This is a genomic window from Chlamydia ibidis 10-1398/6 (genome assembly GCF_000454725.1).
GTDB lineage: Bacteria > Chlamydiota > Chlamydiia > Chlamydiales > Chlamydiaceae > Chlamydia > Chlamydia ibidis.
On the sequence record NZ_APJW01000001.1, the window covers coordinates 466,049 to 478,589 of the forward strand.

Here is a 12,541-nt window from a genome sequence, read left to right on the forward strand (position 1 = left end):
ATTTTATTTTTTTTAGTGTATTTAATTAAAAGTAACTTTTATGCCATCAGATCCTATAAGCCGCAATCCGCGATCTTATCCCGTCACTCTATCGAAATCATTTACGGATATGCATCCTAAACTTGCGCGTGCCCTACAAATTAGTGTCTTAGTGATTGCTATTTTGGCAATTGTAAGTTCCATGATTCTTATGACTTTATCTCCTCTAGGAATTGTCATGTCTTTGGGAGTGGGAGGAGCCTTATTTGCATGCGGCAGTACTTTAGCATATAAAGTGACACAGTCTGTTATCTCGATGATATCATCTGCTAAAAAAGAAAAACATCGTCAAAAATTACTTCTTACATCTTCCTTAAACAACTCCAGAATAAACTCTCATATGGAAGAGATTGCTAATCCTACTATGAAGGAATCTATTTGGTCAAAACACGAAGCTATGGTGCGGAAGTTTTCTCAAATACAGTTGCATCTCACTGAACAACAAAGAAGCATATTGCGTCATCTTCCTGGGGAAAATGGTAAAACTTTCGAAGAATTAATAGAAAATACATCGAACAGTTATGAGTCTTGTTTAAATTTATTAGAACTTAGAAAAAAAATACATCAAGAACAAATTAATGCTAACGAAGATACAGACTACCTTATTATGGAAAGCAAGAATAGGGAAGTCTTGTATTTAGGAAATGTATTGATTGATAAATTATCAGTATGTGGAGGAGTCTTTTCAGCAAAATTTCCTGATTTAAGTAAAACTATGCAGCGTGTACATACAGGAGTCTCGTTAGGTTTTATTTTAGGAGGAATTGCTTGTGTGGGACTGATAGCCGTATTATCAGCTCCAGCTGGTCTATTATCTATTCCTATGATCATTGCAGCAGCTATCGGTATAGGAGTTGCAACCCTTTGTGTTTTGTTCGCATTAAAAGAGATCCTTAAAAGAACACAAAAGAATAAAAAACAAATAGCTGAAGAGCTGAGTGATACTCTAGATATAGGGCATTTGGTTAGTATTTCAGCTCAGCAGAAAACTTTATTAGATTCTTTCAAGATGGCTTTATTAAAGGAGAATGATCTTGTTAACGATTCACGTCCCTATTATAGCAATTATGAAGAAACAAAACGTGTATTAACTGATTTAAAAGAACGTCTTTGTGAATTGCAGTTTATATATAAGCATGAGAAGAAAAAATCAGATCTCAGGCTAACCGATTTAGAAAATAAGCTGAGAAATAATAGTAATTTTGACGATAACCCTGCCATTTTAATAGACGATAAGTTTGATGAGTATGTGTCCCAGGGAGTGGAGAACGCTAAAAAACGCAGGGAAAAACAAAGAAAGCATGATCATAATGATGAAGGAATTTGGTCTCCTAAATTGAAACATACTATCGAAGGACTATGGAAGAGTGTAGATAACTTATCCTTAGATGACCAATTACTTTTAGAAAGAGGTTTTACAAAAGATTTGAAAAGCTATTCTGATAGTATCAATAATCTCAGAAGAGACATTGATGTTGTGCAGGGCAAACTTCTTGAGATAGAAAAAGATGTCAATAAATACCGTCTTCGTAATGATGACATCAGCTCTCTTTTTAGGCAGATTAGTAACGATAGTATGATTATGACAACAAAACTACTAGAGGCACAATCTATGCTTTTACACGTGCTTAAGGGAGTTAAAAAAAACTAGTTTATTTTAAAAAACTATTCCGATGATTTTGTTTTCATCTTATTTGATAAGGTGAAAATTGTAGTTTCCAGCTGTTTGATATGCGCCTCTTTATCGGCAATTTCCTTTTCTTTGCCTACTAGTAATTTGTCGTGCCATTCTTTTAAGTTATAGAACTGTGACGACTTAAGCATTTCACATACGTGAGAGCATTCCACGGTGGTAGTCTTCGTAGCGGATAACATGTTTTCAGAAATCTCGTTAAATAAGGATGTACCTAAGACACGATGTTTAACTTGTAAGGCTACTAAAAGTGCGACGGAAACCATTAGTATGATCGTAGTTACAGTAAGCCCAAATAATAGCCAAAGAGAGTTCAAAATCGCATAGCTCATTAAAGTAGTAAACCCTAGAGAAGCAACAGCCATAAGAATAAAAGCTATCATGCTACGTATTAATAAATGTTCCCGATAGTCATTCCAATACAGAAAGAGTTTTGAGGAACTGTGTATTGTACGGTAGCTGTTCACAGGCTCTGTCTTTTTGAGACTACCTTGGGATGAAGAAGGAAGAATATGTAGTGAAGAAAGTGAATCTACCATATCTGTCCCATTGCTATGGTTTGGAACTTAGATGAAGTTCTGTTAATTTTGTTATTAGAGCATTTTCTTTTGCCGTGAGTTGTTCAATTTGTGCATTTTTCTCTAGAATAGCATTTTTTAGTCGTTCTTCGGCTTTAAAAAAGAGCTCCAAGGCATCGTGATGGATTGCCTTGCTTCTTATACGCATAAGAGTTTTCTGCAAAACTTCAGGAAGATCTCTTGTTAAACTGATCATACTCACCAATAATATGATAGTTGTTAAAGAAAAGATTACCGAAATCATTCCTGCTATCATTTGAGGGATACTTTGTGTTAGACAGCCACACCCAAACATAAATGCGCCGCAAATTATATTCGCAACCAGTAAAACAATACCAAAAATAAGACTATTCACTGTTTTTTTGGATAGTATGTCGACTTTCTTTTCTAGAATGGGAGCATCTCTATTGATCCTAAAAAACGTAGAGGTTGGCTTAGGGATAACAGTAACATTCGAGGAACGTGAGGAAAAGTTAGAATCCATGATATTCCTATGTCAAATCATCCTTAAAAACTGTTAAGATCCTTTGATATTTTATAACTTGACGATAGAAAACTCAAATGTTTATCCTTTTCTCCAGATAGAGCTATTAACATTTTTCATGCGTTCTATTTCATATCAGATCAATTCGAGGTAGATTCCTGAATTTATGAAAAAGACAGTGGTTGTTGCGATGTCTGGGGGGGTAGACTCTTCAGTAGTTGCTTATCTTTTAAAGAAACACTCTCCCTACAATGTTGTGGGTCTTTTCATGAAAAATTGGGAGGAAAAAGATGATTATGGACGCTGCTGTTCGGCTAGTGATTATGAGGATGTCGAACGTGTAGCAACAGATCTTGATATACCTTACTATACGGTATCTTTTGCTGAAGAGTATAAGGAACGTGTGTTTTCTCGATTTCTTAAGGAGTATTCTCGTGGCTATACTCCTAACCCAGATATCCTTTGTAATCGTGAGATAAAATTTGATTTGTTGCAAAGAAAAGTGAAAGAACTCGGAGGAGACTATCTTGCTACTGGTCATTACTGTAGGTTACGTCCTGATCAAGATACCATGATTCTTTTACGCGGGACTGATGAGCAGAAAGATCAAAGTTATTTTCTTTCCGGAACTCCTAAAGCGGCCTTGGCCAACGTGCTGTTCCCAATAGGGGAAATGAGAAAGTCCGAAGTTCGAAGAATTGCTAAGGAAGCGGGATTAGCCACAGCAACCAAGAGGGATAGCACGGGGATTTGTTTTATAGGTAAACGTCCGTTCAAAACTTTTTTGGAGAAATTCGTTCCTAATTCCCCAGGAGACATCATCGACTGTGATTCACGAAAAATCATAGGAAAACATGAAGGAGCTCACTACTATACTGTGGGCCAAAGACGCGGATTAGATCTAGGTGGCTCTGATAAGCCGTGTTATGTTGTTGGGAAAGATATGGAACGTAACATTGTCTATATCGTTCGAGGAGATGATCATCCTTTGTTGTATAGACAAGAGCTTACTGCTAGAGAGTTAAATTGGTTTATCGAACCTGAGCATTTTCCTAAGTACTGCACCGCAAAAGTTCGTTACCGTTCCCCAGACGAACCTTGTATTATAGAACGTATAGAAGGGGAGGGGGTTCATGTGAAATTTATATCGCCCTCTAAAGCAATTACTCCTGGACAAACTATAGCGTTTTATAACCAGGAGCAATGCTTAGGATCAGGAGTGATAGAAGTGCCTATGTCTCCACAGTTGGCGTAGTAGTCGCGACTAAATCGTCAGCCTCTTCCTCACGTGCAAAAGTAATCTTGTCCTCAACTAATTGAGCTCGTAATTTTCTTGCTTCTTGACGACAAGATTCTTTAAGTAGTAATTCGGCAAGAGGGTCCTCCAAATACTGCTCGATTACTCTGCGTAACGGGCGTGCACCCATTTCAGGTGAGTGTCCTTTAGTTACAAGGAAGGAAATGACCGAATCCGGAATGTTCAAGGCCATTTGGTAGTTTTTCAAACGTGAATCTAGCTTGCTAATCTCCAGATGAATGATTTGAGACAAAGCTTCTTTTTCCAAAGGACGGAAAATTACACTCTCATCCAAACGGTTGATAAATTCTGGTTTCAAATGCTTTTTCATAGCATTTTCTATCTTTTCTTGAATAACCTTATAATCTAGGTGAGATCTCAAACCAAAACCAATCTCTCCACTTTTCTTGATTAAATCCGCGCCTAAATTGGATGTCATGATAATGATTGCATGACGAAAGTCCACCTTACGTCCGAAAGAATCGGTGAGACGTCCTTGTTCTAAGATTTGTAACATTAAGTCCATAATATCTGGATGAGCTTTTTCAATTTCGTCAAAGAGGACAACACAATAAGGACGTCGACGCACTTGTTCAGTTAAATGCCCTCCTTCTTCGTGACCTACGTATCCAGGAGGAGACCCCATCATTTTTGTAGCTGCAAATTTCTCCATGTATTCAGACATATCTACCTGAATCAGGGCATCTTCGCCGCCAAACATCTCAATAGCAATTTGCTGTGCCAGCAATGTCTTACCAACGCCGGTAGGTCCAAGAAACAAGAATGAGCCCGTAGGACGATTTGGATCTTTAATTCCGGTTCTTGAGCGACGAATGGCACGACAAATACTTGCTACAGCTTCATCCTGTCCAATAACTTTTCTTCTTAGAGTTTCTTCTAGCTTTAACAGCTTTTCGCTTTCTGCTTCAGTTAACCTAGATGAAGGAATGCCTGTCTGTAAGGACACGACTTGCGCAACAGCTTCTTCATCAACTGGAACTTGGTGTTCTTCTTTATGATTTTCCCACTCTTGCTTCATTACATTGAGACGTTCACGTAGTTTTTTCTCCTCATCACGCAACCCTGCGGCTTTCTCATACTCTTGGGTACTGATTGCTTGTTCTTTTGCAAGCTTGGTATTTTCGATTTCTGATTCGAGTTTCATTAAATCAGTAGGCTGTCCCATCGTATTAACTCGAACACGAGCTCCAGCTTCATCGAGGAGATCAATTGCCTTGTCGGGAAGAAATCGCCCATGCACATACTGATCAGATAACGTGGCTGCAGCTTTTAATGCTTCTTCAGTGATGAAGACGTTATGATGTTCTTCATACTTTTTCTTCAAACCACGTAGGATTTCGACGGTATCATCAACGCTAGGTGGGTGAACAATAATTTTTTGAAATCGTCTTTCTAATGCTGCATCTTTTTCAATATGTTTTCGGTACTCATCAATGGTAGTTGCTCCAATGCATTGGATTTCTCCTCGTGCAAGAGCCGGTTTCAAAATATTCGAAGCGTCGATAGCACCTTCCGCAGCACCAGCGCCTACAATTGTATGAAGTTCATCTATGAATAATAATATATTCCCATGTTTACGAACTTCATCCATGACAGCTTTAATGCGTTCTTCAAACTGACCACGATATTTCGTCCCAGCAATCATTAAAGCGAGATCAAGAGTAATTAAACGCTTTTTACGCAGTGCATCTGGAACTTCATTAAGAATAATTTTTTGTGCTAACCCTTCAACAATTGCTGTCTTACCGACACCTGCCTCTCCTATAAGAACAGGATTGTTCTTTCTACGACGACAGAGAATTAAAATTAAGCGCTCTACCTCTGTTGAGCGACCGATGACTGGGTCCAACTTAGAGTCGCGAAACATCTCCGTTAAATCATAGCCGTAAGCTTTAAGAGCAGAAAGTTTATCACTTTTCTCTCCTCCAAGAGTATGACCAAGAGAAGAAGACTTGGATGATGACGAAGAGTTCCCTCTAGCATTCGACGAAGAAGAAGGAGGGAGCTGTAAATTGAAAGTTTCTAATTCTTTGAGAATTTCTTTACGAACTTCTCTAGGATCTATATGTAAATTTTCTAAAACTTGTAAGGCTACGCCATCTACTTGGTTTAAAATACCTAAAAGAAGATGCTCTGTACCCACGTAGTTATGCTCTAGGATATTTGCTTCTTCATTAGCAGATTCAAAAGATTTTTTTACCCTGCCCGTCAGTGCTGGATCCCCATACACTTGAATTTCTGGACCATAGCCAATCAATCTCTCGACTTCTTGTTTTGCGGTATCAAAATCAACCCCAAGATTACGGAGCACGTTAACGGCTACACCCTGGCCTAGTTTGAGTAAACCTAAAAGTATATGCTCAGTGCCTAGATAGTTATGATTCAACCTTTGAGCTTCTTTTTTAGCCAACTTAATGACTTGCTTTGCTCTATTAGTAAATTTCTCAAACATAAAAACCTAAAAGACAGGGTAAAACTTTCCTTAAGCATATACGAAATTTAAGATAATGATGCAACTCTTCAGTAAATAGATAAAACAATCGATGTATAGACGAGATTTTAAGAGGAATAGTCTAGAATCTGATAACTATGTTATAATGTCTTCGCATTTTTATGAATATGGTCTTATTTTAATAACTTCCTAATATTTAGCTAATGAAAGTACGTGTAGTAGATTCTGGAAAAGGGGACTCAGCAACCCATATGGCTAGGGATAAGCAGTTGTTGGAGTCCATAGGAGAGGGGGAGATTATTCTTCATCTCTATGAGTGGAGTGGTGAATACCCAATGACATATGGCTACTTTATGAGACCAGAAAAATTTTTAGTTGATAATAGGGAAAAGTTAGGAATGGATGCTGCTATTCGTCCTACTGGAGGGGGATTTGTCTTTCATCATGGAGACTATGCATTTTCTCTGCTGATGTCTTCGTCTCACCCACGTTACAGCAGTGCCATTCTGGAGAATTATCATACCGTTAATAGTATGATTCTAAACGTTTTAAATAAAATTTTTTCTATACAGGCTGTGCTAGCGGAAAGTGAGAGCTGTTCTTCTCACAATACTCAATCTTCAAATTTTTGCATGGCCAAGTTATCGAAATACGATGTTGCCGTTGGGGGACGTAAAATCGGTGGTGCTGCTCAACGTACAGTTAAACAAGGTTTTTTACATCAAGGATCAATATTCTTATCTGGAAGTTCCGCAGATTTTTACACGCGTTTTCTTTTACCTCATGCCATACCGCTCATCGTTCCCGAAATAGATAAGCGGTCTTATTTTCCTTTGGGTATTAATGTAGCCTCCTCTGTTTTACAGGAAGCCCGGGAGGATATTAAACATAATTTAATAAGAGAATTTGCTTCTGAGGGAATATGAGAAGGCTGTTTGTATTGAGAATACTTATCTTTCTATTAAGCTTTGGTTGTGCGAACCACATTTTCGCGTATACGATTCACTGTCCTCATTCTAAAGAATATGCCGCTGTAATGGTATATGATAACGGTCGTGAGGTATATGAACAGCTTCTCAAATTTATCGATGCCGCAGAACATTATGTGGAACTTTGTCCTTGTATGACAGGCGGAGCCTTGCTGGAAGAAATATTAGAGCATTTGGATAAAAGACTACAAGAAGTGGAGCAACTAACTTCTTACATGATTATCCAGCCAACACTCATCGATTTGCAAGATAAGAAATTATTATCTGATATGCGGGCAAAATGGGGAAGTCGTTTTTCTTATGTGTTTACTGGATGCCCGCCTAGCTCGAATATCCTTGCTCCAAATGTCATAGAAATGCATGTGAAGCTGTCAATCTTTGACGGAAAATATATTATAATTGGAGGAACCAATTTTGAAGATTTCATGTGTACTCCAGGAGACAAGATCCCTGAGGAAGTGGAGTCTTCTAGACTAATGATTGGTGGAGTGAAGCGCCCTTTAGCTTTCCGTGATCAAGACATAGCTGTCGCTTCACCTATTCTAGGTTTAGAGCTCAGAAAGGAGTTTCACGCCCATTACAAGTTATGGTCTGCATATGAGAAGCATCTCTGGTTTAATAAAAATATTCAAGATTTTAGAAATGATGAGCTTCCTCCTCTATCTATAGAGGAGGCTGAAACTTCTTATTGTTCTGCTTTTGAAGATAATAATGATCTTATATTTGTCGATCTTAGCAATATTCGCGTGATTTTTTCTGGTCCTGATGAACAAGTAAACTCTATTACCAGGGAATATCGTAGATTAATAGACGAAGCAAAGCATGATCTGAGAATTGCGCAAATGTATTTTTTGCCCAAGGAAGAGATTATTTCCGGACTTATAAATGCGTGCTATCATCGGGGGGTAAGTCTACAAGTTGTTACCAATGGTTGTACTGACCGTAGCCCCTCAATCACCGGAGTCTATGCTTGGGGAAATCGTATGAATTATTTTCCTCTTTATTATGGTGAACGCCCGCCTTTATGGAAGAAAATGATTTTCTATAACAGACAGCCCAATCCTCATGTTCAAATACACGAGTTTTATATTCCAGATACGCAATTCCACAAGAAGTGTATGATTGCTGATGATGTTTTTGTAATCGGCAGTTACAACTTTGGTAGAAAAAGTGATATCTGTGATTATGAGAGTATTATGGTCATAGAATCTCCAGAAGTTGTCAGGAGAGCTATAAAAGTTTTTGATAAAGATAAAACTTTATCCACACAGGTACAACCTAGAGATTCGTTAGACTGGTATTTTCATCCAGTTCACCATGTTGTAGGGCACTTGCAGATTAATTTCATGCCCGCATGATAGCATTGATTGGTCCGTACTTCTTCGTCTGATGGGGGATCCTGCTTGGTTTTTTTCCTATCTATAGTTTAAACTGCGGTTTTTATCATTGATACTCCTGAGGGTAACCTTGCTAGCGTTTTTCTATAAGCATCAGAAGAAGTTTATCGGGTTTGTTATTGCCGGTGTTTGTGTTTCAGGTATTGGTATTGGTTGGGGACGTCATCCGGGGGAGAATACGAATAAGGTTTCTCGGAAAATCTTTTTAAAAACTCCTTCAGGAAAGAAATATACAGAAGGCGAATTCCTAGCGTTTAAACGTTTTTTTGTTAATGAGGCTTACCCATTTACTGGAGATGCTCTTGCTTGGAATTTTCTTAATGAGGGGCTTCTTACTGAGCGCTTCTTAACTAATAAAATTGGGGAAAAGCTCTTTTTAACAACCTATTCTCAAGGTTATCCTTCTTTCAGCAAGGAAAAAACATATCAACCTTATCGTCGATTTGACGCCCCTTTCATTTCGTCTGAAGAAGTATGGAAATCTTCTGCTCCTCGTTTACACGATGCTTTAACGGCATTCCAAGCTGTCAGAGATCCTGTATCTTCTGAAGGATTTATCGCTAGAGTTCAACTTTTCTTAGAGGAAAAGAAATTTCCTCACTACGTCCTCAGGCAAATGTTAGAATATCGGAGACAAATGTTCAATCTTCCACAAGATCGTTCCCTTATCGAGGGAAAAGATTTACGGCTGTTTGGTTATCGTAACGTTTCTGATTGGTTTGGTGAGCCATATGTATCTGCTGCTGTACTTGCTGTACTACGATTTATAGATGAACAGAAAAAGCATGTTCCTCTACCCAGTTTACAAGAAGCAAAACTAGATTTTCAGGATAAAGCACAGCAGGCTTTTAATAAGCTTCGTAAGACTAAAGATCATAATCTAACTTTTGATCAGTTTATTAACTCTTACTTCCAATTTCTTGGTGTAGGTGAATTCGAATTTTATAAAATATATCGAGAAATTCTTCTGTGTAAAAGGGCGTTTTTGCAATTAGAAGGGGGTGTTACTTTTGACTACCATCCTTTACAAGAGTTCTTCACTAGAGGTAAAGATTCAACGATGTTAGAGCTAGTCAAGCTACCCCGTGAATACCATTTTAAGAAAAAGGATGATCTTGAATCTTTTGAGACTTACTTAAGCTTAGTTGGGGTAGAGTTTAAAGATCCTCTTGATGTTCCTCGTTCCTGTTTGCCTTTAGAGAAAGTCAAAGCTAGGGAACCACGTTTAGTAGGGCGTCGTTTTCTTGTTACTTATCGTTGTATCAAATTATCGGACCTAGAAAGTAAAGTACCTATGGTTGCTGTACATAAATGGCAGCAAATTCCAGAGAATTTCCAATTACTATTGGAAGAGTTCCCTGAAATTGAAACGTGTTCCTCAGTCAAAGATCTACAAAACCTTAAATTGTCTTTACTGGATAAAATTTATTCGTTTTCTAGAAAGGAAATCTTACGTTCAAACGAAGCAAAGATACGTGAGATACTCTCGCAAAGTCCTGCACAAAGTCAGGAAATTTTCTTATCTAAAGGTAAGGAAAGTGTATTGGAAGGGATAGTTGATGGTAGTACATTATCTTCTCTACTTTTGGAAAATGAAGTAATAGAATGTTATTCTCAAGATCACGAGCATTATTACGCGTTCATTGTTGATAAATGTTTTAGTAATGAAGAAATTATTCCATATCGTGAGGTGATTCGTAGAGGTATAGCGAAAGATCTTTTGGCCTCTCATAGAAATCCTGCACGTATAGAATGCGTTCTTTCTGCATTAAAAACACAATATCCCAATGAAGAGGTTCCTAGCATTTATCGTAGAAGATTATGTAAGTTAATGCAGGAACATCAATCCGGGAATTACCAGACAGGGTCTTTACCTTGGATCCCTGAGAAAACAGTAAAGAGATTTTCTCGTTGTGATAACGACAGTCCCCAGCCTTATGAAATATTAGAGTCGATGGGAGAGGGTGCACTGTCTGAGGTATTATTTAACTCAGAAGAAGGCCCCTTTTACTATAAATGTTTGTCTCATGAAACTTACAACCTGCCTGCTACTGTTGAAAAGCTATTCCTTGCTAAAGCACATCTGAATGAAGAAATTCTAGGTAATTATATAGAACGTTTTATAGACGAAGGAAGAGAGTAATGTGGTATTCTGATTGTCACGTTTGGATTGCACCAATTCATGAACGAGTTGTACGCTTAGGTCTTACACAAAAGATGCTGTCTAATTTAGGTAACATCATGCATGTTGATTTGCCTTCTGTTGGTTCTAAGTGTGAGGAAGGTGAGCCTTTTGTTATTTTAGAATCTTCCAAATCCGCTATTGAGGTTTTATGTCCTGTTTCTGGGGAAGTCATAGAAATTAATGAAGAACTTATGGACAACACAAAGCTATTAAATAATTCTCCAGAAGATGCGGGCTGGTTTGTAGTTATTGAGTTAACAAAAGATTTGAATACTTCTCAATTTTCTGAGAGTTGTTGATTTTTAATAAATAAAAAAGACTTTAAACAAAGTTAGTAACTTTGTTTGTTTTAATATAAGTAAAGTGTAAAATGTTTTTGCAAGTTTTTAATTTTACACTTTCAGGATGGATGTCTTCGTTAACAATTACTGATGTACCTACTTTGACAAAGGGTACGGATGCAGAATATGTCAGAGAAAAACAATTACGAAGGTTGGCAATAGCGACTGTTATTTTTAGCCTATCTGTCGTAGGCCTTGTCTTGGGCGGTTTATTTTGTGTGTCGCTTCCCTCAATACAATTAGTGTTCTGGGTTGTTAGTGCTGTCATTACTGTAATTGCTTTAATTTGTGCTTGTACTCATTATTACCTATTGCAACCTAGACAGTTGTCTTCGGCTTCTTAATTATCTTTTTGTTGTTTTTAGCATACATGATGTTAAGAAGTATTAATTATTGGAGTTTGCTAAGTAACTGCTTGCCTATAAGTTTATATGTATGTCAAAATTTTTCTTTGTTAATTGTAGTTATCCCAGATAGGATACATCCGATAGGATTGCTTATATGACTCCACTGTCCTCTCATTATACTGTAGATTCACTTGAACGTATGCGCAATGTAGCGGTGAATCCAGTAGATTACTTCACTTTTCGTAAAGTAGTATCTTACCTCATGGCAACAATTACTATTCTTTTTTTCATGATGTTTCCTTTATGTATGATGTCGATGGTGCCTGCTTTACTTTATCTAGTTATTTTCTTTTCTTGTTGTACTCTATTATGTTCGGCTGCATTTTTTATTTCTGTCATTCACGCTTCTAGAAAATCAGTATTTATTGCTTAAGAGTGTGCCGAGAGTATGGGCTTAGGCCCCATCCCTGTTAGGGGATGGGGGAGGTGAGTGGGTTAGAACTGGATTTTAGAACCCAGGTCTATGTTGTAAGTACGAGCTGATCCGCGGAGTTCGAAGCCGAATTGGCTAAAGATCTCACATCTTGGGGTTATGGAGAAATGATTCCCGGCTTGAGCGATGAAAGCATTTCGAGCTAAGTTAGTAGCTCGTGTGGTCCAGATTGCGGAGACAGGATCAGAGATCATGGCGGTTGTGCAATCAGGATTACTTCTAGCG

12 protein-coding genes are annotated in these 12,541 nt (G+C 37.9%); 8 read left to right on the forward strand and 4 right to left on the reverse strand.

The genetic code is table 11. The annotated features are described in order from the left end of the window. Positions 1-40: 40 nt before the first annotated feature. Entirely contained in the window at positions 41-1,690 is a 1,650-nt protein-coding gene (locus H359_RS02015; protein WP_021119518.1) for a hypothetical protein, read from the forward strand. A 14-nt stretch (positions 1,691-1,704) separates the two neighbouring features. Here the strand turns inward: H359_RS02015 and H359_RS02020 are convergent, their stop codons facing one another. Together H359_RS02020 and H359_RS02025 are read right to left on the reverse strand one after the other, a co-directional pair. Next, positions 1,705-2,271, reverse strand: a complete 567-nt coding sequence (locus H359_RS02020; protein ID WP_020370314.1) for a hypothetical protein — start codon at positions 2,269-2,271, stop codon at positions 1,705-1,707. 13 nt (positions 2,272-2,284) lie between these two features. Next, a complete protein-coding gene (locus tag H359_RS02025; RefSeq protein ID WP_020370313.1) occupies positions 2,285-2,794 on the reverse strand; it encodes a hypothetical protein in 510 nt (169 codons plus the stop codon). Between the two features lie 166 nt (positions 2,795-2,960). Between H359_RS02025 and mnmA the strand changes: the two genes are divergently transcribed. Continuing rightward, entirely contained in the window at positions 2,961-4,049 is a 1,089-nt protein-coding gene (mnmA, locus tag H359_RS02030) for a tRNA 2-thiouridine(34) synthase MnmA (RefSeq protein ID WP_020370312.1), read from the forward strand. On the opposite strand, the gene H359_RS02035 is transcribed toward mnmA, so the two are convergent. Continuing rightward, positions 4,027-6,564 (reverse strand): ATP-dependent Clp protease ATP-binding subunit, encoded by a 2,538-nt coding sequence (locus tag H359_RS02035; protein WP_020370311.1) that lies wholly within the window; start codon positions 6,562-6,564, stop codon positions 4,027-4,029. The genes mnmA and H359_RS02035 overlap by 23 nt on opposite strands. 203 nt (positions 6,565-6,767) lie before the next feature. Here H359_RS02035 and H359_RS02040 point away from each other — a divergent pair, with 203 nt between their 5' ends. The 6 genes from H359_RS02040 (at position 6,768) to H359_RS04975 (ending at position 12,256) form a co-directional block, all read left to right on the forward strand. After that, positions 6,768-7,490: a lipoyl protein ligase domain-containing protein gene (locus H359_RS02040; protein ID WP_020370310.1), complete on the forward strand. Its 723-nt coding sequence runs from the start codon at positions 6,768-6,770 to the stop codon at positions 7,488-7,490. Next, the gene (locus tag H359_RS02045; protein ID WP_051149435.1) at positions 7,487-8,911 is read left to right on the forward strand and encodes a phospholipase D-like domain-containing protein; all 1,425 of its coding nucleotides are present in this window, start codon (positions 7,487-7,489) and stop codon (positions 8,909-8,911) included. The genes H359_RS02040 and H359_RS02045 overlap by 4 nt, the downstream gene beginning before the upstream one ends. A gap of 109 nt (positions 8,912-9,020) precedes the next feature. Next, on the forward strand, positions 9,021-11,093 hold the full coding sequence (locus tag H359_RS02050; RefSeq protein WP_020370308.1) for a hypothetical protein: 2,073 nt from the start codon (positions 9,021-9,023) through the stop codon (positions 11,091-11,093). Then, positions 11,093-11,434: a glycine cleavage protein H-like protein gene (locus tag H359_RS02055; RefSeq protein ID WP_020370307.1), complete on the forward strand. Its 342-nt coding sequence runs from the start codon at positions 11,093-11,095 to the stop codon at positions 11,432-11,434. The genes H359_RS02050 and H359_RS02055 overlap by 1 nt, the downstream gene beginning before the upstream one ends. Positions 11,435-11,505: 71 nt before the next feature. After that, complete coding sequence (locus tag H359_RS02060; protein ID WP_021119540.1) at positions 11,506-11,820, forward strand: hypothetical protein; 315 nt, start codon at positions 11,506-11,508, stop codon at positions 11,818-11,820. Between the two features lie 157 nt (positions 11,821-11,977). Continuing rightward, a complete protein-coding gene (locus H359_RS04975; RefSeq protein ID WP_020370305.1) occupies positions 11,978-12,256 on the forward strand; it encodes a hypothetical protein in 279 nt (92 codons plus the stop codon). 62 nt (positions 12,257-12,318) lie between these two features. On the opposite strand, the gene H359_RS05150 is transcribed toward H359_RS04975, so the two are convergent. After that, a partial coding sequence (locus H359_RS05150) for an autotransporter outer membrane beta-barrel domain-containing protein (RefSeq protein WP_238318206.1) occupies positions 12,319-12,541 on the reverse strand: 223 nt, incomplete at its 5' end.